The organism is Serratia sp. MMO-28 (assembly GCF_037199905.1).
Classification (GTDB): Bacteria; Pseudomonadota; Gammaproteobacteria; order Enterobacterales; family Enterobacteriaceae; genus Chania; species Chania oryzae.
Map to the genome: position 1 here is coordinate 1 of NZ_JBBCVB010000012.1, position 22955 is coordinate 22955.

A 22955-nucleotide genomic window follows, 5' to 3' on the forward strand; every position below is an offset into this window, starting at 1 on the left:
GATACTTTCATTTGGACGCTCCTGCTGTTGAGATTAGACACTCAAATTGTGGCACATTGCGATGCCGTGGTAGGAGCGTCCATCTCATTATCCCTGCCTGTCTCGCCTGAACGCACCGTCCTTGGCGCGTTCGCCTATGCGCTGCGTCTGCGTTCAGCGCCCTCAATGGCGTCAACACCGGTGCTCACCTCACCGATTTCATTGTTTTAAGTTCTTTTATCAACACCCATGTTGATGTTGCCCGGTGATCACAAATTCGGGTGTTGACGTTGAGCGCATCATGGCCTGCTGAGCAAGACACCGTTGCCAGGGGCAACCGGCCATGGATGGCCGGTTGAGGCGATATGAACAGGGATGTGAATTGAGCCGACCCGCCCGGCGACGGGGGCGCAGCGAAGGAACCCGCGCAGCGGGCAGGCCATGTTAAGCGTTGGCGCGGGTGCAGGGCCCCGCCTTGGGCCCTGCAATTGCCGTTCACTGTCGTTTCATAGAATTGCGCTCTGTTTACGGCAATTCGCATTACACCTTGCTTACATAGACGAAAACGCGGTGTTTAAGCGACAACCTTGAGATCAGGATCCCCTCAAGTTTTTGCCTTTAACGCCGATAACCCATACAGGCTGAGCGGCAGCGCTCAGCAGAATCATTGAATCCAGCGGGCGCAGCATAAGGAACCCCCATGTCCAACAGCTTAATCAATACCGCGATGAGTGGCCTGAATGCGGCGCAGGTGGCGCTCAGCACCGTCAGTAACAACATCTCCAACTACAATGTGGCTGGCTACAACCGCCAGACAGCGATTCTGGCGCAAAACGGTGGCCTCGGTACCATGAACGGCTTTATCGGTAACGGGGCGACCGTGACCAGCGTTAACCGTGAATACAACCAGTTCATCATGACGCAACTGCGTGGCGCACAAAGCCAGGGCGCGGCCCAGAACAGCTATTTTGAAAAAATCTCGCAGATCGACAACCTGCTGGCGGACAAAACCAACACCTTGGCGACCGGCATGGAGGATTTTTTCAAAAGCCTGCAGAACGTGGTCAGCAATGCCGGTGATGATGCCGCGCGTCAGACCGTGCTGGGTAAAGCCAACGGGCTGGTGAATCAGTTCAATAATGCCGACAAATACCTGCGCGATATGGCGTCGGGCGTTAATCAGCAACTGAGCGACAGCGCCATACAGATCAATAACTACAGCCAGCAGATCGCCAGGCTGAATGACGAAATCACCCAGTTGCGCGCCAGCAGCGGCGGTGCTGAACCCAATGCGCTGCTGGATCAGCGCGATCAACTGGTCACCGAACTGAACAAAATCGTCGGCGTACAGGTTACTCAGCAGGATGGTGATGCCTACACCGTTAGCTTTGCCAATGGCCTGACGCTGGTGCAGGGCAGCACGACATATCAGGTTGCCGCAGTGCCTTCGAGCACCGATTCTGCGCGTTTGACGCTGGGCTACAACCGCGGCAACGGTATCAGTGAAATTCCTGAAAGCCAGATCGCCAGCGGCAGCGTCAGCGGGGTGTTGAAATTCCGCAGTGAATCGCTGGATAGCGCCCGCAATCAGCTAGGGCAGATTGCGTTGGCTCTGGCGGACAGCTTCAACCAGCAGCACCGGGCGGGCTTTGATATCAACGGCGAACCGGGCGAGGATTTCTTCAGTTTCTCGGGCGGCCGCGCAGTCAATAATATGCACAACACTGGGGATGCTTCTTTATCGGTGGCGTTTACCGACACCAGCAACGTTAAAGCCAGCGATTACCGTATGGAATTTGACGGCAGCAACTGGCAGGTGACGCGCCTTGCTGACAACGTCAAGGTGCCTGCCACGGCGGGAACCGATGCCGATGGCAAACCGACGTTAAGCTTTGACGGCTTGCAGATCGGCATTAGCGGCAGCGCGCAAAAGAACGACAGCTTCACCATCAAACCGGTCAGCGATGTGGCGGGCAGCCTGAAAGTGGCGATTAATGACTCGGCGCAACTGGCGGCAGCGGGAGCAGAAAACGGCGGTAAAGGCGATAACGATAACGCTAAGAAGCTGCTCGATCTGCAAACCCAAAAGGTGGTGGAAGGCAAAGCGACGCTGAGCGGTGCCTATGCCGGGTTGGTAAGCAGCGTGGGTAGCCAGACCGCAGTGGCCAAGAGCAACAATGTCTCGCAGGGCAATATCGTCAAACAGCTGGAAGCCCAGCAGCAATCTATTTCCGGGGTCAATCTGGATGAGGAATACGGTGAACTGCTGCGTTTTCAGCAGTATTACATGGCGAATGCGCAGGTGATCCAGACCGCTAGCGCCCTGTTTGACGCCTTGCTGAATATTCGTTGATTTTGAGGAAACGACACCATGCGCATGAGCACCAGTATGATCTACCAACAGAACCTGTCGGGGGTCACCAACAACCAGTCACTGTGGATGCAGGCCGGGCAACAGCTCTCCAGCGGCAAGCGGGTTCTGACGCCGTCGGACGATCCGTTAGCGGCATCACAGGCGGTGATGCTCTCTCAGGCGATCTCCGAAAATAGCCAGTATGCGCTGGCGCGAACTTTCGCCCGCCAGAATATTTCATTGGAAGAAACCGTGCTGCGCAGCGCGGCAGACGGCATCAAAGATATGAAAACGCTGATCGTCAACGCCGGCGACGGTACGCTCAGCGACAACGATCGTGATTCACTGGCCACCCGGTTGCAGGGGTTGAAAGATCAGTTGCTGAGCCAGGCGAACAGTACCGATGGCAATGGCCGCTATATTTTTGCCGGTTACGCCAACGATCAACCGCCGTTTACAGAGCAGGGGGGCGCGGTGACGTATCGGGGCAGCCATTCACCGATCGAACAGAAGGTTGATGCTAACCGCACTATGGTCATCGGCCATAACGGTAACGGGATCTTTATGGCGTTAACCAGCAATATCAAACCCGAGCCGGACGGCAGCCCTTCAGAAGCCAATGTGTTTAACAGCATTGATATGGCGCTCAATGCCCTGAAAACCCCATTACAGGGCGCTGACGAAGCCACCCGTGAACAGGTCACGGCCGCGCTGGATAAGGCCGCGCGTGGCCTGGATAACAGCTATAACAATGTGCTGAGCACCAGTGCGGTACTGGGCACCCAACTGCAGGAGCTGGACGTGTTGGACAGTATCGGTATTGAAAGCAATACCTATCATCAGAACCAACTGAGCGCGCTGGTTGACGCCGATGTGGTGGAGGCGATCTCGACGTACTACATGCAGCAGGCGGCGTTACAGGCATCGTATAAAACCTTCAGCGATATGCAGGGGATGTCGTTGTTCCAGATCAATCGTTAATTGCGTTTTCGTTTTGGTACGGCACTTCTTCCTACACAACCCGGTGCCGTATCCTTTTTTACTGTTTCATCTCGCCAATCACCTGCGCCAGCCGCTCAAAAAACTCGCCAAACAGATGTTCACAGAACGGAGCCAGCATCGGCATCATCATACCGATGGTGAGAATGCCGATGGTCATGGTGACCGGAAAACCGATGACGAACACCGAAAGCTGCGGGGTGACGCGGTTGAGCAAACCGAGCGCCAGATTCAGCGTCAGCAGCAGGCAGATCAGCGGTAGCGCCAGCATCATACCGTTGATAAAAATCAGCGAACCTGCCTGAGTGAGCGCCAAAAAACCGTTGCCATTCAGCGGCTGCGCCTGGATCGGCAGCGTGTAAAAGCTGTCTGCCAAGAGGGAAATCAGCCACAGGTGGCCATCAAAACTCAGGAACAGCAGCATGGCCAGCAGGTTCAGCAAGCGAGCCAGGATCGGCGTGTTGGGGCCACCGGCAGGATCGAAGAAGGTGGCGAACGACAGGCCCATCTGCATGCCGATCACCTCACCGGCCAGGCGCACGGCGGCAAAGGCGAACTGCATGGTCAGCCCGAGTGCCACGCCAATCAGCACCTGCTGAACCGCCAGCCACAGGCCGCTGGTGGAAAAAATGGCGACGGTGCTGCTGGGGAGCGTAGGGGCGATCAGCAATACGATCAGCCCGGCGAGGCCGATTTTGACCCGTTTGCCGATCTGTTTTTCACTGAATAACGGCGCGGTGGCGATCAGCGCCAGCACGCGCAGCAGCGGCCAGAAATACTGGCTGAGCCAGACGCTGAGCTGTGCGCTGTCGAAAGTGAGCATGGTCAGCCAATCAGGTTCGGCAGATTGCTGAACAGCAGGCGCATGTAATCCAGCAGCAGATTCAGCATCCACGGCCCGGCAATAATGATGGTGGCGACCACGGACAGGATCTTGGGAATAAAAGACAGCGTCATTTCGTTAATCTGCGTGGCGGCCTGCAACAGGCTGACCACCAGGCCGCTGATCAACGCCGCCAGCAGCAGCGGGGCGGCCAGCGCCAGAGCGACTTTCATTGCCTCGGTGCCGAGTGCCATTACGGATTCAGGTGTCATCGTTATCCTCCACTATGAAAATCCCCGTTTTATGAAGTGCCGGTCAGTTGAGCGCCAGATTGCATAATTCTGCAGCCCTTTGCTAACCCCTCACCCTAACCCTCTCCCCGAGGGAGAGGGGACTGGTCAGCCGCCTTGGGGTAGCCTGGTTAAAACCCCACCACAATGCTGAACAGAACGTCTTCTCTTCCTGTTGGGAGTGCCGGGTGAGGGCTTTAGCCCGGTGCTCTGGGTTCCCCCTCACCCTACCCTCTCCCCGAAGGAGGGGGAATTGGTCAGCCGTCTTGGGGGAGCCTGGTTAAAACCCCCACCACAATGCTGAACAGAGCGCCCCCTCTCCCTGTGGGAGAGGGCCGGGGTGAGGGGGGGCGCCGGCTTAGCCATAAAAGCTCTGCGCCAGCGATCCCAGCAGCAACTGCCAGCCGTCGACCAGCACAAACAGCATCAGCTTGAAGGGTAATGAGATTGTCGCGGGTGGCACCATCATCATCCCCAGCGCCATCAGCACGCTGGCGACCACCAGATCGATAATCAGAAACGGAATAAACACGGTGAAGCCAATCTGGAAAGCAGTTTTCAGCTCGCTGGTGACATAGGCGGGCAACAGGATACGCATTGGCACCGCCTCCGGCCCGGCCAGCGGTGGCAGGTTAGCTAACTTGGCGTACAGCGCCAGATCGGTTTCCCGCGTCTGACGCAGCATAAATTCACGTAACGGCTGCGAGCCCTTATCGACCGCCACTTCCATACTGATCTTATCTTGGCTAAATGGCAGATAAGCATCCTGATAGACCTTATCGAATACCGGCGACATGATGAAGAAGGTCAGAAACAGCGCCAGCCCCAGCATCACCTGATTCGGCGGGGCGGAAGGAGTACCCAGCGCGTTACGCAGCAGCCCCAGCACGATAATGATCCGGGTGAAGCTGGTCATCATCAGCAGTATGGCGGGCAGGAAGCTGAGAGAGGTCAGCAACACCAGGGTTTGCACCGGCAACGACCAGCTTTGGCCGCCGTTGGCCAAAGGTTGGCTGATCAGGCCAGGTAACTGGGCAGAAGCGGCAGGGCTGAGTAACAACAAAGCCGCGGCAAGCAGTGGGAAGGGGTTCATACCGATTTCCCCGGGCGTTTCAGCACGTTTTGCATAATCTGGCGGAAATCCGCGGGCGGTACGTTGTCTTCTGCCGTGCTGTCTTTGGGCGGCGCTGGCAGGGTATGCAGCGGGGTGATCTGCTGAGCGGTGACCCCCAGCACCAGCCAGGTGTTATCCACCTCAACCACCACCACCCGTTCACGTTGCCCCACCTGGCAACTGGCTTTCAGGTTGAGCAATTTATTGCCGTGCGCGTGGGGCGCAAACCCCAGGCGGCGGAACAGCCAGCCTGCGAGCACAATCAGCAGCAAAATTGCGCCGAGCGCGCTGCTGACCTGCATCAGCGTTGAGCCGGTAGGCAGCGCGGCGGCCGGCTGCTGCTGAGTGCTTTGGGTGGGCACGGCGGCGTGGGCGTTCATCAGCGGCTCAGGCGGCGCATGCGCTCGGAAGGGGTGATGATGTCGGTGATACGCACGCCGAACTTATCGGCGACCACCACCACTTCGCCTTGAGCGATCAGATAGCCGTTGATCAGGATATCCAGCGGCTCACCGGCCAGGCCGTCCAGCGCCACCACGGAACCCTGCGATAAACGCAGCAGTTCTTTGATGGTCATTTTGGTGCGGCCCAGTTCCACGGTCAGCTTGACCGGAATATCCAGAATCAGATCGATATCCTGCAGGCTGCCGAGCGCCTCCTGTGCTTCTAACGATTTGAATACGCCTTCGGTGGTCGCGCTGCCGGGCTCTGCGGCCTGTTGCTCGTTAAACGCATCAGCCCACAGATCGTCTACGGATCCCGGTTGTTCGCCAGACGGTTGTTTAGGATCACTCATTGGGCTGTTCCTCACTCAGAGCATGCAAAATAGGGTTAATCAGATGTTCAACGCGCAGGGCGTATTGCCCGTTCAGGGTGCCGTATTGGCTGGTGAGCACCGGCACGCCGTCGACGTGGGCGATCAGGCGCTCCGGTTTATCGATCGGTAACACATCGCCCGGCTGCAGTTTCAGCACTTTTGACAAACGCAAAGGGATATCGACAAAGTTGGCAATCAGCTCCAGCTCCGAGTGCTGAACCTGTTTCACCAGCGTTTCTCGCCAATGGCTGTCTTCCTGGCGTGAATTCTCCAGCGGTGGGTTGGTCAGCAGTTCCCGCAGGGGTTCGATCATGGCAAACGGGATACAGATATTGAATTCACCACTCAGTGCGCCAATCTCCACCTGGAACGGCGTGGTGACCACGATATCGTTCGGCGAGGTGGTGATATTGGTGAATTTGACCTGCATTTCGGCGCGCACGTACTCCACGTCGAGCTTGTAGATGGCGCTCCAGGCATCACCGTAGGCATCCAGCGCCAGGCGCAGCATGCGTTTGATCACCCGTTGTTCGGTGGGGGTGAATTCCCGCCCTTCCACTTTGGTGGGGAAACGGCCATCACCGCCGAACAGGTTATCGACGGCGATAAACACCAGGCTTGGGGCAAACACGAACAGCGCCGTGCCGCGCAGCGGGTTCAGATGCACCAGATTCAGGTTGGTCGGCACTGGCAGATTACGGGCAAACTCATGGTACGGCTGGATCTTGATCGGGCCGACGGTGATATCCGGGCTGCGGCGCAGCAGGTTGAATAACCCCATGCGGAACTGCCGGGCAAAACGCTCGTTGATGATCTCTAACGCCTGCAGCCTTTCCCGCACCACGCGCCGCTGGGTATTGGGATCGTAAGGTTTGATCTCACTCTCGCTGCCCTTGGCTGCAGCGGGCTGATCCCCTTCGGCTTCACCGTTGAGTAAGGCGTCGATCTCGGCCTGTGAAAGAATATTGTCGCCCATCGAGGATTACCGCAGTATGAAGGCAGTGAACAGCACGTCGCTGATCACCGGCTTAGGTTGCCCGCTGACCAGCGGCGCGCCGAGGGCTTCTTTGATCTGCACTACCAGTTGATGTTTGCCTTCCTCGCTGGCCAGATGGCTGGCTTCCTGGCGTGACAGCAGCATCAGCAGGCGGCTGCGCACTTCCGGCAGAAAGTCGTTTAACTGGCGGCGCGTGGCTTCATCGGGCAAGCGCAACGTCAGGCCGATATACAGCACGCGCTCAGGGTTGTTATCCGGCGTCACCAGATTGACGGTAAAGGTGTCGAGCGGCATAAACACCGGTGCAGCCGGGGGCTGTTTTTCCGCCGCCGCGGCAGACTCACCGTCTTTCGGTTGTTGCATCAGCCACCAAGCGTAGCCTGCGGCCCCACTGGCACCGAGGGCGAGCAGCACCAGTAGGATCACCAGAAACGAGCGCTTTTTCGCTACTGCTGGAAGGGAGTTCTCAGACATGACGTAATTTCATTCCTGTTGTATACCCTGAGTTTCTCACATCGCCATCGTGTGGAGTTCTTCGGGTATCCTGTGCAAAAGCCGCACGTATGACCTATGACGGGATTATCCCGCTTATCCTGCTGGGCAATAGCCAGAATAGGCGGGAAAAAGTGTGTCAGACCGGGCGTTTAGGCGAAAATATCAACGCCATCGACCGCACGGGCCATAGCGTGCAAGGTGGCCGGGGGAGTAAGGTTTTCCAGCGGAGATTCCGAATGACCCGGTTGTTCGCGATACCCAGGTTGCCCACCGCCCTGTGAGTGCTGCTGCGGCGATTGTTGCGGCAGCGATTCGCTACCGACGCTGCTCTGCCCCAGGTTGATACCGCTTTCCGCCAGCGCCTGCCGCAACTGGGGCAGCGCGGCTTCCACTGCCGAACGCACCTGGCCGTGTGCCGAGGCAATATGTAACTGTGCCTGATTGTCGTCGAGCTTTAGCGTGATCTGCAGTGCACCCAATTCCTGCGGATGCAGGCGCAGTTCAGCGTTGTGCTGGCCGTTGCGCTGGAACATCAGCACCTGTTGGCCCAGCGCCTGTTGCCATTCTGGGCTGCCGAGCGGTGCCTGTAATTGTGGCGTTAGTGCTGCGCTTGCCGTCGTGTTGAACGCCGCCGCAGGGGGTAGCGGGCTGGCAACCGCGGTTGGGGTGCCATGGCCAGCCGTCGCTACCGGTTGCGCTGGCTCGACGGTGAGTTTGCCGGGGGGAACCGCGCGCCCGGCGGTGCTATCGGGGATGAGCGTGGCGGTGTCGGTTTTCGCCGCCAGCGGGGTTTTATCGGTGAGGGCAGCCTGTGGTTTCTGCTGGGCTACGCTTGGCGCAGGTTCACTGGGCTTATCGCTCTGCACGCTCAGCAAATCTGTGCTCTTTGCATCGCGTGCATCAGCCAGCGTTTCTGAACCGTTGGGCCGTGGTGTTTGTACGGCGGGCAGCATAGCGAACAGGGCCTGCAGGGGAGCGGATGGGCTTTCATCCGGCTTTTCCGCTAACGAGGGCGCTGTTTGATCAGCCAGAGTGCTGGCGTCAAGCAACACCTCCTGCGGTTTTGCCAGGCCCAATAACCCGGCTTTTTCCAGCTGCGGGCTGAGTGGGTGGTGGCTCAGCGCGGGGGCCTCCGGCATCGCGGCCTGTAACTGTGCCGTCGTGAGCTTGCCGTTTGGTTTCCCGGCGGGTGTAAAGCGCGCACCGAGCAGTTGTGCAAAGGCCGAAGACAGCTCGCTATCGCTCAGCGGCACAGCGGCTTCCCCGGTCGCCAGGTTATCGCTCGCTGCCAGCAGACCAGACAGAAGATTCAGATTCATTGGGTCAGGTTCCTTTGTGCGCTGCGTTGTGCGAATTCATCCATCAGTTTTTGATCCCGCTTGTTCTCCAGCACCTGCTCAGCACTCAAGGCGCGCGTATGCAGGGTGTCGAAGGCGTTCAGCCGCTGCTGTTTATCCTGCCAGAGCCGGACGGCGTGGCTCACCTTCTCATTCCACTGCAACAGTTGATGACGGTGTTGATCAATCGCCTGCTCAAGCGTGCCGATAAACTGCTGATAATTCTGCCAGCGGGCAGAACCCATGCCATCGCACAGGGTGGTATTCAGTTTGTGGCGGTATTCATCCTGATAGTTGAGCAGCATGCTGAGCTGCTGTTCTGCCGCCTGTTGTGCCTGGCGTGCCTGCCCGAGTTGCTGTGCGGCCTGTTCCACCGCATCCTGCGCCAGATCGCGCAGAATAATCAGAGGTGATGGTGTTTTCATCGCGCTCACGCTCCTTGGTTAAACGATCAGTTGTTGTAATTGCTGGCAGGCATCGTCGTAACCGCTGCGTTCAAAGATGCCCTGCTGCAGATAGGTTTCCATCTGGGGATACAGCGTTATGGCGCGATCCAGCAAGGGATCGCTGCCTGCGGCATAGGCTCCGACGCTGATCAGATCGCGGTTACGCTGGTAACTGGCCAGCATCTGCTTGAATTGCCGTACCCGGCGGTAATGTTCTTCATCGATCAACGACGTCATCGCCCGGCTGATTGAGGCTTCGATATCGATGGCGGGATAGTGCCCGGCCTCCGCCAAGCGCCGCGATAACACCACGTGGCCGTCAAGAATGGCCCGGGCCGAATCGGCAATCGGGTCTTGCTGGTCGTCGCCTTCGGTCAGCACCGTGTAGAAAGCGGTAATCGAACCGCCGCCGCTGATGCCGTTACCGGCGCGCTCCACCAGCGCTGGCAACTTGGCAAAGACCGACGGGGGATAACCTTTGGTGGCCGGTGGCTCGCCGATCGCCAACGCGATCTCACGCTGTGCCATGGCATAGCGCGTGAGGGAGTCCATAATCAGCAGCACATGCTGACCGCGATCGCGGAAGTCTTCGGCGATTCGGGTGGCATAGGCGGCCCCCTGCATGCGCAGCAACGGGGAGACGTCGGCCGGTGCGGCGATCACCACCGAGCGGGCCCGGCCCTCGGGGCCCAGGATGTTTTCGATAAAATCTTTTACCTCACGGCCACGTTCGCCGATCAGGCCGACGACAATCACGTCGGCCTGGGTATAGCGCGCCATCATACCAAGCAACACGCTCTTGCCGACGCCAGAACCGGCGAACAGCCCCATGCGCTGGCCGCGCCCGACGGTGAGTAAACCGTTGATGGTGCGCACGCCAACGTCGAGCACCTGCTCAATCGGCGTACGTTGCAGCGGGTTGAACGGGGCGGTGATAAGTTGAGCCCGGTAGCCGGTGTCTGGCGGCGGCAGGCCGTCGAGCGGTTTGGCGCCACCGTCTAACACCCGGCCCAGTAGCGCCGGGCCGAGGGGCAGCTGTTTACTGGCGCTTTGCCCTTCCGCTGCGGTGCGGGCATAAACGCGAGCGCCGGGGACGATGCCGTCAACCTCTTCCAGCGGCATCAGGAACAGCCGCTGGCCGTTAAACCCGACCACTTCACTTTCCACTTCCTGTATGGCACCGGCATCATGGCGTTCGATCAGGCAGGTTGCCCCCAGCGGCAGTTGCAGCCCGGTGGCTTCCAGCACCAGGCCGGTGGCGCGGACCAGCCGACCATAGCGGCGCACCGTTGGGGCGCGGACAATACTCTTTTCCAACGCGTCCAGCGCGTTCAGCCAGCGGCCAAGGCGCACGGTCATTACACTTCTCCCGGAGCGGCCAGGCGGCAGAGCTCATGCCAGCGTGTTGCCAGGCTGGCATCCAGATCGCCTTCGTCGGCGCTGACCTTGCAACCGCCAGGGTGCAGCTGACCATCGGCCAGCAAACGCCAGCCATGCAGGCTGAGCGTTACGCCAAGCTGTTGTTCCACCTTGGGGTAATCATCGGGATGCACGCGTAGCTGCGGCTTGCCGCTGAACATCGGCTCCTGCTGGATCAACTGCTGGATCTGGGCGAGCAGGGCGGTGCCGTCGCAGACCGGCGGCTGGCCGATCACCTGTTTGGCGGCGGTTAAGGCCAGTTGCATCAGGCGTGAGCTAATCACGCTATCCAGCGCATCCAGCGTGTGCTGAAACTCGGCGATCAACTGTTTCCATTGTTCCGTTAACGGCTGTTGCTGCTGTTGGCCCTCGAGGATGCCCTGCTGGCGGCCTTCTTCCAGCCCGGCCTGAAAACCGGCTGCGTAGCCTTTTTGCTGGCCTTCGTTATAACCCAACTGCTGGCCTTGCCGCTGCGCCTGTTGGCGCAGCATCTCCAGCCGTTGTTGCTCGTCAACGCTGTCATCCAGCGGTATAAGTTCCATTTCCGGCGGCAATTCCGCTTCAGGTAATGGCGCGGGAGCGGCCAGATCCTTGGGGGACCAGCGTTGCCAGGGCAGGGTGTTGAGACGATCAGACATAGGTGTCCTCGCCGCCGCCGATGATCATTTCGCCGCTTTCCGCCAAGCGGCGTACGATCAGCAGAATCGCTTTCTGTTCGTTCTCCACCTGCGACAGGCGCACCGGGCCACGGTTGGCCAGATCGTCGCGCAGGATGTCTGCGGCGCGTTGTGACATGTTCTTGAGGAACTTCTCGCGCAGCGGTTGTTCGGCCCCCTTCAGGGCGATCAGCAGCGATTCGTTTTCCACTTCCTGCAACAGACGCTGAATGCTGCGATCGTCCACGTCGACCAGGTTTTCGAACAGGAACATCTCGTCGATAATCTTCTGCGCCAGTTCGCCGTCGTATTCGCGCATGGCTCCCATTACCGCCTCTTCCTGCTGGGTCTTCATCAGATTGATGATTTCAGCGGCGGTGCGGACTCCGCCCATTTTGCTGCGCTTGAGGTTTTGCCCATCCAGCAGGTTGTTCAGCACTTCGGTCAGTTCCGCCAGTGCGGTGGGTTGCACACCGCCGAAGGTGGCGATCCGCAGCATCACGTCATTGCGCAGGCGCTCGTCGAACTGTGCCAGAATATCCGCCGCCTGGCCGCGCTTCAGGTGCACCAGAATGGTGGCGATGATCTGCGGATGTTCATCGCGGATCAGATCGGCGGCACTCTGCGGCTCCATAAAGTTGAGCGTTTCCATACCGGAGGTGGTTTCGCGCGATTCGAGAATGTCTTCCAGCAGGCTGGCCGCACGCTCTTCCCCCAGCGCTTTGATCAGCACTGAGCGCAGGTAGTCATTGGCGTTAACGCTCAGGGCAGCAAACTGTTCGGCATCATCTTCAAACTCGGTGAGGAGTTGCCCCAGCTGTTTGTGTGATACCTGGCGCATTGTGGCCATAGTGCCGCTCAGTTGCTGCACTTCACGGGAGGAGAGGTGTTTGAACACCTCGGCGGCACGGTCTTCGCCCAGCGTCATCAGCATGATGGCGCTCTTTTCGGTACCTGTCAGGCTCATAGTTCGTTACTCATCCATTGGCGGATCACCAGAGCGACCACGCGCGGATCCTTATCGGCCAGATCGCGGATCCGTTGATTCTGGACTTCGGTACTGACGCGCTGCTGAGATTTTTTACGCAGCGCCAGCTCCTCGTGGCTGGGGTGGTTCACGTCGGCCTGCGGGCTGACCGGCGCCTGGACGGCGGCAAGGGTCACCTGGCGATTTTGCAGCTGTGGGCGCACCAGTTTGCGCCACAGTAGCCAGGCCACCAGCAGCACCAGCAGATAACGGCCCGCATTCAATAGCTGGTCGATAAACGCCTGGGACTGCCAGAACGGCAGTTCGCTGCCGCCGGGTTCCACGTCGTTGAATGGCGTATTCACCACGTTCAGCGTATCGCCACGGCTGCTGGAATAGCCCATCGCTTCACGCACCAGCGCCTCCACCTGCGCCAACTGCTCTTTGCTCATGGGCACCGGCTTGCCGTCTTTATCCGTACCCAGCGTATTGATCACCACGGCCACCGACAGGCGCTCTACCGCTCCCGCCTTCTGCTGGGTATGGCGGATGGTGCGATCCACCTCATAGTTGGTGGTTTCATCACGGCGGGTATTCTGCGGCAGGTGGCTGTTAGCACTTGCCGTGCTGGTATTGACGCTGGCTGGCGTATTCGAGGGCGCGGCCGTGGCTGCAGGCTTAGGCGTTTCGATCGGTGCCGTTGCCGGTGCACTGGGCTGATTGGAAAGGGCCCCTGGTACGCCGCCAATCTGTTGCCCGCCAAGCTGCTCGCTCTGGCTGAACTGCCGTGAGCGCACCGCAGATTTATCGGGGGTCTGATTTGGCTGGTACTGCTCGTCGGTTTGTTCGCGGGTGGCAAAATCAATCTGTGCGGTAACCTGAGCACGCACATTGGCGCTGCCGACGATTGGCGCAATGATGGCTTCGATCCGGTGTTGATAGCGGTTTTCCACCTCGTTGGCATACTTCAGCTGTGCTGCATTGAGATCGCGCCCGCTGCCGTCGGACTGGGTCAGCAGACGGCCAGCCTGATCGACGATGGTCACGTTGGCAGGGGGCAAGCCGGCAACGCTGCTGGCAACCATATACACGATGGCATTGATCTGGCCATCATCCAGCGCGCGGCCAGTTTGCAGAGCCAGGGTCACCGAAGCAGAAGGTGGCTTTTGTTCGCGCACGAACAGCGAAGGCTTCGGCAGTGCCAGGTGTACGCGGGCATTTTGCACCGGCCCCAATGACTCGATGGTACGTGACAGTTCACCTTCCAACGCGCGCTGATAGTTGATCTGTTCGCTGAACTGGCTGATGCCGAACTTTTCCTGATCGAGCAATTCGAACCCGACGGCACCGCCTTTTGGCAACCCCTGTTGGGCCAGGCGCAAGCGGGTTTCGTGCACTTTCTCGGCCGGGATCAGCAGCGCAGAACCGTTCTCGGTAAAGCGGTAGGGGATATTCATCTGCGTCAGTTGCGTGACGATGGCCCCGCCGTCGCGATCGCTGAGATTGCTATACAGCACCTGATAATTCGGGCTTTTCACCCATAACAGCAGCGCTACCACGATGGCGATTGCCGCAGAGGCGGCGATCAGCAGTGGCATTTTCGGGTTGGCACGCAGGCGGCTCCACATAGCCTGAAGGCCGCTATGCTGAGGTTCGCTGGCGTTGGTCGAGGCACTCATGCTGGCCCCTTGCCTGGCCGGTTCTTGGTATGACAACTAGCGATGTGTAGTAACAAAACTGACTCCCTGATACACAGTTCTTTACGGGCTCACAAAAGGGATTGCCGTTTTTGGACACGCCATTATTTGCGCTCGAGGCCCAGAGTGATGGCTCGATAAGCCGGGTCTTTTGCAGCTAATTAAGCGCTTTAAACGGAAAATGCTGTGGTAGGTTGTACAGCATCGGAAAATGTACGGCGTAAATGAAATGGGGTCCCATGGCAATTCAGGGTATTGAAGGGGTAGTGCAGCAGTTGCAGGCCACGGCGCTACAGGCTGGCGGTGTGGCACCCGGCCATTCGGTGCAAGATGCCAGCTTTGCCAGTGAGTTGCAGGCTGCGCTCGGTAAAATCAGCGCCACCCAGCAGAGCGCGCGCCAGCAGGCGCAGGATTTCGCTTTAGGTGTGCCGGGTAGCAGCCTGAATGACGTGATGGTCGACTTGCAGAAATCGTCGGTTTCGCTGCAATTGGGCGTACAGGTGCGTAATAAGCTGGTAGCTGCTTACCAAGAGATTATGAACATGCCGGTGTAGCCGAAAAGCGTCAAAATAGCGCTAATTGAACAATAATCAAACGTATTCCCTGGCGCTCGGGTTAGCAAGCGGTTGCAACAACAACTCTGCTTGCAACGCGAAAGATGACAGATATCACCTGCTTTGCATACTCTGAGCCGGTATCGGTTCTACTAAGCTCAGGGAACGATGAATAAAATTTTAAAACTTTTATTTAGGGATGATATCGATGCTCAATGTACTGATTAATAAATTAATGAAGCTCTGTGTCTTGAACGTCGCCGATGTTTCTTGCGCGAGACCCCAATTTTTTTCGCGTCAATGATATTAGAATGTTTCCTGAATGAAAACACACACAAGGCCATCAGGGATGCCACCAAAAACTCCATCTTACCGCTCTCCGTGATAATAGATTAGGGAATCTAATATTTGAGCGAATTGACTTGGCTGTCAATTGAATCGGCGCAAAATAATTTTATTCTTATTTTTTATAGGGTTTTGTCTTAATTTTAATTTCACAAATATGATGATTACTGTTATTTAAATTTAAGATTAATATATATAATTAAACTAACTCTAAGATTAAAACATTAAAGATATGTATGTGATGAGATTGCTGGGAGAGGGCAATCAGAATTCTTGCCTAGAGAATAGGCGGGTTTTTACCACAATGCTGGCAGTAGCGCTGCCTTGGCTGGGGCTGGAACACTTACGGATGCGAGATCGCCATCCCATAAATAGTATCCAAAAAGCACCTTTTTTCACAGATTATTCCTTTAGGGAAATCTTGTTGGTGAAAATGAAGAGGTATTGGTTTATTAGCTGTCGAGCAGGCGCGTTATGGTTGATTTTCCTCTCTCTTCTACGTGAATGTTCACACAATCCGTTTGAGATCTCAGGTTCTTGCCAAGGGGTTATTGGCAGATTTAACGCTATTTCAATTATCTGTCTGTGGTTTCTGTTTTCAATGAAACCATTGTGAAGCGTATTTTTTAGGAGAGCAAATAAGGTTTTACGTGATAGATGTCTGTTTTTATAGGGGCCGCAGGGCTATAATTAGCCAGCGGGAAATGATTAAACGTGTTTTTAATATCTTGATGCAGGTAATATAATGAGTTCGAAAAGTGAGACGAGGTGGCGTTTTTTCAGCTTTATTATGCTGATTGCGTTAATCATATTGACAATTATATTGGTTAAATCCAGCTAACACCCGGGGCCACCTGAGGTGGCCACTCTGCCTGATATTTGGATCGATAACCTGCGGTTTTAGCTCCGACCCCCATGTGTTCTGCGGTTTACTTTTCCTGGCCCTGCAGTGGATAGGAAGATGGCAGATTTACATCATCCGTTGATGCCCGCGTATTGCCGTGGGGGCAAAGCCAAATCTTTTACGGAAACGTTCGGCAAAACGTGACGAGCTTTCGTAACCCACATGCTGCGCAATAGCGGAAATAGGCCAGTCAGTGGCCTGCAACAAGGCGAGCGCGCTGCTCATGCGCACGTCGATCATCAGATCGCGCAAGGCGATATTTTCCGCCGACAGCTTACGGCGCAACATCACTTCACTCATCGATAAACTCTCTGCCACTTTTGCGGCTGTCCAGATACTGTGTGGATCGGTAGCCAGGCAGTGACGCACGCGTTGCGTCAGGCGTGTGATCTCGTTTGGTGCAAAACGGATGCCCAGGTGGGCCAGCCAGATCAGGATCTCGCGCATCTTGTGACGGGTAATGGCCGGTGGGAGACGTGTGTCGAGCGTCAGAGCTTGGGCTGTGGCTTCAAAGCTGTGCAAAAACGCGCCAGGCAAGGTGTTTAATGCCAAGACACCACTGAATGGTGCAGGCGGTGGGGGATCAACCGCACAGAACAGGGTACTGAACAGCAGAGGATCGCAAATCAGCAGTTGGCAACTGAAGGTGCCATTGTCCGCAGGGGTGTTGATAATATCCACCGTCTGGCCGCTGTTGACGATCAGCAATTCACCGGCATGTGCCACCGCATCCCCTTGTTGCCACCGCACGCGTGTCTGGCCTTGCTGTATCAGATACAGGTGAGTGTATTCAAAATAGAGGGACGTAAGGAGCAGTTCAGAATGCTGAATGAGGTGTGCCGATGCACCGATTCCGGGATAAAGATTAATTATGCGTGCCATTGATATTCATTTCATAGTCGTGATCTGAGAATATCTTTACGCTTTGCGTTGCGCGGGGGCAACATTTTTCCATCTGCCTTGGGTAACTATTCAGTAAAATATGGGGCACAAGTCAATTTCCTGTTGAACAGAAAATATCCATATCGGGAGGAGAGTTATCCATAAAAAAGGCCATGCGTGAATTTTTAGGCTCATGCACGATATGTCATTTGAGTTATTCAAATGCTAAATATCGATCTCATTATGCAGCATGCTAATAATAGCATGTCGTATTATTTCTTGCTTAAACGAGTTAATGTCGATTAAGATTCATCTGGGTTGCGGTTCTCCCAGTAACAGTGCTTGGTCATAGAATTGACCGTAGGTGTTGTTGACAACGTTCTGTTGTGTGGATTGCCCAATCAAGACTCTTAATTCATCCATACGCAGTTGTAATAACCGTTTCAACTCGGCTTCATTGTCCAGGATCTGCTGCAGCCAGTGGTGCAGAATCTCCTGCAATGCCATAGGTGAGCCCGTGACAGCAACGAAGTCACCGGTTTTTTCAACGGCGCTGATGTAGGCCATTTCCAGCTCGATCAGGGTATCCCATTGCTGGGATTGTGCCAGGGCGATCATTTGTTTGCTCAGGTTGTAAATTTGTTGGTAGGCAGATAACAGTTGTTGTTCCATTACACGACGTCCTGTGCAGGTTGATAATTCGGGCCAATTTGGCGCCAGGCGTCAGCAATGTTTTCCAGCAACTTGGTGACTTCCTCAATAGCTGCCACATCGTTATGCAGATTGGCCTGCATCAGACGGCGTTTCATATAGTCATATAATGCGGCAAGATTATCGGCAATTTCTCCGCCCTGTTCATGATTAAGCCCGTTCTTCAGGCCGTTATCGATAATATTAATCGCTTTTGAGATGGCTTGCCCCTTGTCAACGATATTCCCTTGATTCATCAGTATACGTGCGCGAAGCAGGGCGCTGAGCGCCCCGTCAAATAACATCACGATTAACTGATGCGGGCTAGCACTCATTACGCCACTTTCGAGACTAACCTGGGCATAAGCCTGAGTTCCGCTACGGTTATACATGCGATATTTACCTGTTTAAAAGCGCTTATTTAGTTGAGAACTGCTGGATTAAATAATTGCTGGTTCCGTTCAATTTCGACATCATGGTATCCAGTTGTACAAATTGCTGTTTGTAACGTTCGATGGTGCTTTGAATACTTTCACTGACGCGGGTGATCTGCGTATTCAAACGGTCAAGATTGGTGTTGATACTCTTGGTTGAACTTTCAATCACGCCGTCCGCTTTGATGTAGTTCTGTATTTCATTGTGGATCTCGGTGGCCATGCCGGTATCTTTACCGTTACCGGCAAAAAAGTTCGCCACCTGCTGTGGTTTTTCATCAAGCGCTTTTTTCAGCTTGTCGCTGTCGAGTTCCAGTTTGCCGGTTTTGCTGTTGGTGGTAATGCCGAGATTGCCCAAGCCTTTCAGTTCAGGGTTATCCTGCGCGGCGCTCAGGGCACTTTTAATCGATGACTGAATGCCACGCAGCGTGTTATCGCCGAGTAACGCGCCGTTTTTGCTGTTCTGGTTTTCACCACTTTTGACCGGAGTGTATTTCGTCAGAGAATTGAACGTGTCCAGCAGGGAATTATAGCTATCCACCCAGTTCTTGATTTTATCGGCGGAACCATTTTTATCCGCACTAATAATCAGGTTTTGCGGCTCCCCAGGTTTGGTGGTGGATTTCAGATCGAGCGTTACCCCCTGTAGAGCATCGGCAATAGAGTTGGTGCTGCGGGTAATTTCGGTGCCGTTGATTTTGACTTTAGCATCCAGCCCCTTGGCCGATTCAAACATCGGGTTAGCGGCTCCCTTGGCCGGATCGTAATTGAGCACGTCACCCAGCTTATCGTCGTTATTAACCTGCAGGGTGATCTTGCTGTTTTCACCGGGGGTAGACGAACTGATTGCCAACTTATATTCATTGTCCCCGACGCGCATGATGGTGGCATTGACGCCAGCATTGGCAGTGTTAATCGCATCGCGCAGTTCCACCAGCGAGGTTTGATTGTCACTGAGCGGGATGTTAACGCTTTTGGCGGGGTTCCCCGCGGTGATGGAAAGCGAGCGATCGGCTGCCCCTTGAGTCCCCAATGCGGCGGTTTGATCCGCGATGTCGGCCTTGGAGGTCAGGGTTTGCGGCTGAGCCAGTTGGATCACATCAATGCTGTAGTTGCCCGGTACCGATTTAGCGTTGGTCGTGACGCTGAATTGGTCGTGTGCGCTGGCGGTGGTGTTGTTAAAGAAATCAGGTTTGGCCAGATCTTTGCTCAGGCTGTCGAATTTTTCCAATGCCCCTTTCAAGGTGCCGTATGCGGTCAGTTTTGCGTTATAGCTGGTTTGCTGGGTGGTATAGGGCGTCAGGCGCAGCTGTTCTGCTTTACTCAGTTTATCCAGCAAGTTATTAAGGTCCATCCCTGAACCGATGCCCAATGAACTAATCGATGCCATTCGTGATTCTCCTAAGGTCAATGACTTATTCTTGGCGTTATCGGCTCAGTAGCAGAAAAGTTTACGGGAAAATCCAAAAAACGATGGCGCAGTAGAAGAGAGAAAAACAGCGTTATTTGCGCCATTGGCGAAAAGTAAAAAAGAGAGAAAAATATCTAAAGGTTGTCAGGGGAGCGCCGATACCTGAGGGGACGGTGGTTGACGCCGTGGGGAAATAAACTCGAACCCTTTAACTGTGAATGCGAATATCGCAACTGATTCGTAAGGAAAGCACACTATGGCACAAGTCATTAATACCAACAGCCTGTCGCTGATGGCGCAGAATAACCTGAATAAATCTCAATCTTCTCTGGGGACGGCGATTGAGCGTCTGTCTTCCGGTCTGCGTATTAACAGCGCGAAGGACGATGCCGCAGGTCAGGCGATCTCAAACCGCTTCACCGCGAATATCAAGGGGCTGACCCAGGCTTCCCGTAATGCCAACGACGGTATTTCTCTGGCGCAGACGACCGAAGGTGCGCTGAACGAAGTGAACAATAACCTGCAGAACATCCGTCGTTTGACCGTGCAGGCGCAGAACGGCTCCAACTCTTCCAGTGATTTGCAGTCTATCCAGGATGAAATCTCACAGCGTCTGAACGAAATCAACCGTATCTCCGCACAGACCGATTTCAACGGCGTGAAAGTGCTGAGCAGCGATCAGAAGCTGACCATTCAGGTGGGTGCTAACGATGGTGAAACCATTGACATCAACCTGGAAAATATCAATGCCGCAACGCTGGGCCTGGATAAATTCAGCGTTGCCGATGGGATTGATACCAGCAAGGTGGGTGCGACGGCATTGACCAACGTCGACAAGATGGGGGCACCGGCTATCCAGGCGGATACTAACGGTACGCCAAAAACCAGTGATGGCAAACTGTATTCTGCCGATGATGGCTCAGGCGGCACTAACTACTTCGTAAAATCAACCGACGGCGGTATCTATGATGCAACTGTTGCTGCTGACGGTAAAGTGACATGGAACTCGACTGCAGCCACGTCTAACTCAACCACTGGAATGGCTGAAGCCACTCAGGTGAAAGTGGGCACCACCGCCGTCAGCGGCTTGAGCGGCACCGATGCGCTGCATAGCTATACCGATGCTGCGGGTAAAGCCGGTTACATCGTCAAAGGTAAAGATGCGGACGGTAACGACGCTTACTTCAAAGCTTCTGTTGATGCCTCAGGTAAAGTGACCAAAGGCGCTCAGCAGTCCACCGAGCCAAAAACCACCGATCCGCTGGCGACGCTGGATAACGCGTTGTCACAGGTGGACTCACTGCGCTCTTCTCTGGGTGCGGTACAGAACCGTTTCGATTCCGTGATCAATAACCTGAACAGCACCGTGAACAATCTGTCATCTTCCCAGTCCCGTATTCAGGATGCTGACTATGCGACCGAAGTGTCCAACATGAGCCGCGCCAACAGTTTGACGTTGATTCGGCCTGCAGCCTTTCAACCTGATTACTGAAACGGATTGCAAGATATGTCAAGAATACCATCCAAGAAACGGCCGCTTAGCCGCTACCTGAAAGATTATAAACACAGCCAGACCCACTGTTCTCAGTGTGCCAAGGTGCTCGATCGTATGGCGCTGGTATTCCGTGGGAGAATCATCAGCAAAGAAACCATTGCCCGTATGGATCAGCCGATTGATGAGCAGGTGTGGCTCAACGTACAAAGCGAACTGACGGCGCTGTGCCGTTTCTGCAGTGAGATCGCTTATAACAGTGCCCCCAGCTACTTCGATATTATGGCGTTTAAACAGTATCTGTTTGAACAGACCGAGATGAACCACAGCACTATCCGGGAATACGTCGTGCGCCTGCGCCGGCTGGATGAAATGCTGGTGGCGCACAATTACCCTGCTGAGCAGTTTGCCGACGGAATCAGCCACCAGCGTATTATTGACGATGTTCCCTCGGCGGCACATGCTAACTATCGCATTGCGCTGCGTAAATACGATCAGTACCTGGCCTGGCAAAAAAGTTACTGACCTCTGATAGCTTAAAGCCCACGCTTCAATATCACCGGTGGGCTTTGGCAGCATTCACCTGTTACCTGGCTCATTCCTTATTCCATTTCCGATCGGTTCATTAGCGCATTATCTCCCGTCACGAATAAAGAGTGATTATTTAGGGCACATCTGATAAATCTATCACTTGGACGTCGTTATTCTTATTCCCTGGGGGAAAGTTGTGAATCTGCAACAGCAACTGGCGCAGTTTCCGCGCTTGGATTTGGTTGGCTCAGCCACGCCGCTCGAAAAGTTATCTCGCCTTTCTGATTATCTCGGTCGCGACATTTACATCAAACGTGACGATGTCACGCCGATGGCGATGGGCGGTAACAAACTGAGGAAATTGGAGTTTCTGGCTGCCGATGCCCTGCGCCTTGGTGCCGATACGCTGGTGACCGCCGGCGCTATCCAGTCAAACCACGTACGCCAGACGGCTGCCGTGGCGGCCAAATTGGGCCTACACTGCGTGGCGCTGCTGGAAAACCCTATTGATACTAAAGCAGAAAACTACCTCAGTAACGGTAACCGCCTGTTGCTCGATCTGTTCAACGTTGAGGTGGTGATGTGTGATGCTTTGCACGATCCACAGACACAGCTGGCGGATTTGGCAACGCGCCTGGAAGCACAAGGGTTCCGGCCTTATGTGGTTCCGGTTGGCGGCTCTAACGCTCTGGGGGCACTGGGTTATGTGCAATGTGCCTTGGAAATTGCTGCGCAGAGCAGCGATATCGCTTTCAGTTCGGTCGTTGTGGCTTCTGGCAGTGCCGGAACCCACGCCGGTTTGGCCGTTGGCCTGCAGCAGTTGCTGCCAGACAGTGAGCTGATTGGCGTGACCGTTTCGCGCAAAGTGATCGATCAGTTGCCGAAGGTTGAGCAGATTCAGAAAGCGCTGGCCTGTTCGCTGGGCGTTGAGGCATTGGCCCCGATCGCCTTGTGGGACGATTATTTTGCACCGCAATACGGGATGCCAAATGATGAAGGCATGGCGGCAGTGCATCTGCTGGCACAGCAGGAAGGGGTGCTGCTGGATCCGGTTTATACCGGCAAAGCCATGGCTGGCCTGATTGACGGGATCGCCCAGAAGCGTTTCCGCGATCAAGGCCCGATCCTGTTCATTCACACCGGCGGGGCTCCGGCGCTGTTTGCCTATCACCCACAGGTGTGAGATGAGCTATACCTCATAGGGGTATATCCGGTTTGTACAGAATGTTGATATATTCCACTTTGAACTATATTTATTAATTTATATTCCTTTATGCAGCCATAAGGGCTGCTAAAGTACTGATATCAAAAAAGATAAACAGC

The 22955-nt window shown here is 55.3% G+C and carries 24 protein-coding genes; 7 read left to right on the forward strand and 17 right to left on the reverse strand.

Translation table 11 applies throughout. The annotated features are described in order from the left end of the window. The 3 genes from WG891_RS12210 to flgL all read left to right on the forward strand — a co-directional run. A partial coding sequence (locus WG891_RS12210; RefSeq protein ID WP_337262973.1) for a hypothetical protein occupies positions 1-210 on the forward strand: 210 nt, incomplete at its 5' end. Positions 211-679: 469 nt separating this feature from the next. Further along, positions 680-2332 carry a flagellar hook-associated protein FlgK gene (flgK, locus tag WG891_RS12215; protein ID WP_337262974.1) on the forward strand — a complete coding sequence of 551 codons (1653 nt, stop codon included), beginning with the start codon at positions 680-682 and terminating at the stop codon, positions 2330-2332. Between the two features lie 18 nt (positions 2333-2350). Then, positions 2351-3313 (forward strand): flagellar hook-associated protein FlgL, encoded by a 963-nt coding sequence (gene flgL, locus WG891_RS12220; protein WP_337262975.1) that lies wholly within the window; start codon positions 2351-2353, stop codon positions 3311-3313. Between the two features lie 58 nt (positions 3314-3371). On the opposite strand, the gene fliR is transcribed toward flgL, so the two are convergent. From fliR to fliF, 13 genes are all read right to left on the reverse strand, one after another. Further along, positions 3372-4154 (reverse strand): flagellar biosynthetic protein FliR, encoded by a 783-nt coding sequence (fliR, locus tag WG891_RS12225; protein ID WP_337262976.1) that lies wholly within the window; start codon positions 4152-4154, stop codon positions 3372-3374. Between the two features lie 2 nt (positions 4155-4156). Continuing rightward, on the reverse strand, positions 4157-4426 hold the full coding sequence (gene fliQ / locus WG891_RS12230) for a flagellar biosynthesis protein FliQ (RefSeq protein ID WP_337262977.1): 270 nt from the start codon (positions 4424-4426) through the stop codon (positions 4157-4159). A 376-nt stretch (positions 4427-4802) separates the two neighbouring features. Continuing rightward, positions 4803-5537, reverse strand: coding sequence for a flagellar type III secretion system pore protein FliP (gene fliP / locus WG891_RS12235; protein WP_337262978.1), 735 nt, complete (start codon positions 5535-5537; stop codon positions 4803-4805). Then, positions 5534-5938, reverse strand: coding sequence for a flagellar biosynthetic protein FliO (gene fliO, locus WG891_RS12240; protein WP_337262979.1), 405 nt, complete (start codon positions 5936-5938; stop codon positions 5534-5536). Before fliO ends, fliP begins: the two co-directional genes overlap by 4 nt. Further along, a complete protein-coding gene (fliN, locus tag WG891_RS12245; RefSeq protein ID WP_337262980.1) occupies positions 5938-6354 on the reverse strand; it encodes a flagellar motor switch protein FliN in 417 nt (138 codons plus the stop codon). Before fliN ends, fliO begins: the two co-directional genes overlap by 1 nt. Next, positions 6347-7351: a flagellar motor switch protein FliM gene (gene fliM, locus WG891_RS12250; RefSeq protein ID WP_337262981.1), complete on the reverse strand. Its 1005-nt coding sequence runs from the start codon at positions 7349-7351 to the stop codon at positions 6347-6349. Before fliM ends, fliN begins: the two co-directional genes overlap by 8 nt. Positions 7352-7357: 6 nt before the next feature. Further along, the gene (gene fliL, locus WG891_RS12255; RefSeq protein ID WP_337262982.1) at positions 7358-7846 is read right to left on the reverse strand and encodes a flagellar basal body-associated protein FliL; all 489 of its coding nucleotides are present in this window, start codon (positions 7844-7846) and stop codon (positions 7358-7360) included. 170 nt (positions 7847-8016) lie between these two features. Next, complete coding sequence (locus WG891_RS12260) at positions 8017-9186, reverse strand: flagellar hook-length control protein FliK (RefSeq protein ID WP_337262983.1); 1170 nt, start codon at positions 9184-9186, stop codon at positions 8017-8019. After that, positions 9183-9629 carry a flagellar export protein FliJ gene (gene fliJ, locus WG891_RS12265; protein ID WP_337262984.1) on the reverse strand — a complete coding sequence of 149 codons (447 nt, stop codon included), beginning with the start codon at positions 9627-9629 and terminating at the stop codon, positions 9183-9185. Before fliJ ends, WG891_RS12260 begins: the two co-directional genes overlap by 4 nt. Positions 9630-9647: 18 nt before the next feature. Next, a complete protein-coding gene (fliI, locus tag WG891_RS12270) occupies positions 9648-11009 on the reverse strand; it encodes a flagellar protein export ATPase FliI (protein WP_337262985.1) in 1362 nt (453 codons plus the stop codon). After that, entirely contained in the window at positions 11009-11707 is a 699-nt protein-coding gene (gene fliH / locus WG891_RS12275) for a flagellar assembly protein FliH (protein WP_337262986.1), read from the reverse strand. Before fliH ends, fliI begins: the two co-directional genes overlap by 1 nt. Beyond that, on the reverse strand, positions 11700-12692 hold the full coding sequence (gene fliG / locus WG891_RS12280) for a flagellar motor switch protein FliG (RefSeq protein WP_337262987.1): 993 nt from the start codon (positions 12690-12692) through the stop codon (positions 11700-11702). Before fliG ends, fliH begins: the two co-directional genes overlap by 8 nt. Continuing rightward, complete coding sequence (fliF, locus tag WG891_RS12285) at positions 12689-14371, reverse strand: flagellar basal-body MS-ring/collar protein FliF (RefSeq protein ID WP_337262988.1); 1683 nt, start codon at positions 14369-14371, stop codon at positions 12689-12691. Before fliF ends, fliG begins: the two co-directional genes overlap by 4 nt. Before the next feature lie 257 nt (positions 14372-14628). On the opposite strand from fliF, the gene fliE reads away from it, so the two are divergent. Further along, positions 14629-14943 carry a flagellar hook-basal body complex protein FliE gene (gene fliE / locus WG891_RS12290; protein WP_337262989.1) on the forward strand — a complete coding sequence of 105 codons (315 nt, stop codon included), beginning with the start codon at positions 14629-14631 and terminating at the stop codon, positions 14941-14943. Positions 14944-16258: 1315 nt separating this feature from the next. Here the strand turns inward: fliE and WG891_RS12295 are convergent. The 4 genes from WG891_RS12295 to fliD all read right to left on the reverse strand — a co-directional run bounded on the left by WG891_RS12295 (position 16259) and on the right by fliD (position 19588). After that, positions 16259-17074 carry a helix-turn-helix transcriptional regulator gene (locus tag WG891_RS12295; protein WP_337262990.1) on the reverse strand — a complete coding sequence of 272 codons (816 nt, stop codon included), beginning with the start codon at positions 17072-17074 and terminating at the stop codon, positions 16259-16261. Positions 17075-17383: 309 nt separating this feature from the next. After that, a complete protein-coding gene (fliT, locus tag WG891_RS12300) occupies positions 17384-17746 on the reverse strand; it encodes a flagella biosynthesis regulatory protein FliT (protein ID WP_337262991.1) in 363 nt (120 codons plus the stop codon). Then, positions 17746-18156: a flagellar export chaperone FliS gene (fliS, locus tag WG891_RS12305; RefSeq protein WP_337262992.1), complete on the reverse strand. Its 411-nt coding sequence runs from the start codon at positions 18154-18156 to the stop codon at positions 17746-17748. Before fliS ends, fliT begins: the two co-directional genes overlap by 1 nt. A 25-nt stretch (positions 18157-18181) precedes the next feature. Next, positions 18182-19588, reverse strand: coding sequence for a flagellar filament capping protein FliD (fliD, locus tag WG891_RS12310; protein ID WP_337262993.1), 1407 nt, complete (start codon positions 19586-19588; stop codon positions 18182-18184). Between the two features lie 277 nt (positions 19589-19865). Between fliD and WG891_RS12315 the strand changes: the two genes are divergently transcribed. The 3 genes from WG891_RS12315 to WG891_RS12325 all read left to right on the forward strand — a co-directional run bounded on the left by WG891_RS12315 (position 19866) and on the right by WG891_RS12325 (position 22815). Continuing rightward, positions 19866-21101: a FliC/FljB family flagellin gene (locus tag WG891_RS12315; RefSeq protein ID WP_337262994.1), complete on the forward strand. Its 1236-nt coding sequence runs from the start codon at positions 19866-19868 to the stop codon at positions 21099-21101. Positions 21102-21116: 15 nt separating this feature from the next. After that, on the forward strand, positions 21117-21626 hold the full coding sequence (gene fliZ, locus WG891_RS12320; protein ID WP_337262995.1) for a flagella biosynthesis regulatory protein FliZ: 510 nt from the start codon (positions 21117-21119) through the stop codon (positions 21624-21626). A gap of 202 nt (positions 21627-21828) precedes the next feature. Beyond that, complete coding sequence (locus tag WG891_RS12325; protein ID WP_337262996.1) at positions 21829-22815, forward strand: D-cysteine desulfhydrase; 987 nt, start codon at positions 21829-21831, stop codon at positions 22813-22815. Positions 22816-22955: the final 140 nt, after the last annotated feature.

Coding starts and splice junctions, on each gene's coding strand:
- flgL (WP_337262975.1), top strand. CDS start 2,351: ATGCGCATGAGCACCAGTATGATCTACCAACAGAACCTGTCGGGGGTC.
- fliP (WP_337262978.1), bottom strand. CDS start 5,537: ATGAACCCCTTCCCACTGCTTGCCGCGGCTTTGTTGTTACTCAGCCCT.
- fliF (WP_337262988.1), bottom strand. CDS start 14,371: ATGAGTGCCTCGACCAACGCCAGCGAACCTCAGCATAGCGGCCTTCAG.
- fliM (WP_337262981.1), bottom strand. CDS start 7,351: ATGGGCGACAATATTCTTTCACAGGCCGAGATCGACGCCTTACTCAAC.
- fliR (WP_337262976.1), bottom strand. CDS start 4,154: ATGCTCACTTTCGACAGCGCACAGCTCAGCGTCTGGCTCAGCCAGTAT.
- WG891_RS12315 (WP_337262994.1), top strand. CDS start 19,866: ATGGCACAAGTCATTAATACCAACAGCCTGTCGCTGATGGCGCAGAAT.
- fliQ (WP_337262977.1), bottom strand. CDS start 4,426: ATGACACCTGAATCCGTAATGGCACTCGGCACCGAGGCAATGAAAGTC.
- WG891_RS12260 (WP_337262983.1), bottom strand. CDS start 9,186: ATGAATCTGAATCTTCTGTCTGGTCTGCTGGCAGCGAGCGATAACCTG.
- fliT (WP_337262991.1), bottom strand. CDS start 17,746: ATGGAACAACAACTGTTATCTGCCTACCAACAAATTTACAACCTGAGC.
- fliN (WP_337262980.1), bottom strand. CDS start 6,354: ATGAGTGATCCTAAACAACCGTCTGGCGAACAACCGGGATCCGTAGAC.
- flgK (WP_337262974.1), top strand. CDS start 680: ATGTCCAACAGCTTAATCAATACCGCGATGAGTGGCCTGAATGCGGCG.
- fliD (WP_337262993.1), bottom strand. CDS start 19,588: ATGGCATCGATTAGTTCATTGGGCATCGGTTCAGGGATGGACCTTAAT.
- fliI (WP_337262985.1), bottom strand. CDS start 11,009: ATGACCGTGCGCCTTGGCCGCTGGCTGAACGCGCTGGACGCGTTGGAA.
- WG891_RS12295 (WP_337262990.1), bottom strand. CDS start 17,074: ATGGCACGCATAATTAATCTTTATCCCGGAATCGGTGCATCGGCACAC.
- fliL (WP_337262982.1), bottom strand. CDS start 7,846: ATGTCTGAGAACTCCCTTCCAGCAGTAGCGAAAAAGCGCTCGTTTCTG.
- fliS (WP_337262992.1), bottom strand. CDS start 18,156: ATGTATAACCGTAGCGGAACTCAGGCTTATGCCCAGGTTAGTCTCGAA.
- fliG (WP_337262987.1), bottom strand. CDS start 12,692: ATGAGCCTGACAGGTACCGAAAAGAGCGCCATCATGCTGATGACGCTG.
- fliE (WP_337262989.1), top strand. CDS start 14,629: ATGGCAATTCAGGGTATTGAAGGGGTAGTGCAGCAGTTGCAGGCCACG.
- fliH (WP_337262986.1), bottom strand. CDS start 11,707: ATGTCTGATCGTCTCAACACCCTGCCCTGGCAACGCTGGTCCCCCAAG.
- fliO (WP_337262979.1), bottom strand. CDS start 5,938: ATGAACGCCCACGCCGCCGTGCCCACCCAAAGCACTCAGCAGCAGCCG.
- fliJ (WP_337262984.1), bottom strand. CDS start 9,629: ATGAAAACACCATCACCTCTGATTATTCTGCGCGATCTGGCGCAGGAT.
- fliZ (WP_337262995.1), top strand. CDS start 21,117: ATGTCAAGAATACCATCCAAGAAACGGCCGCTTAGCCGCTACCTGAAA.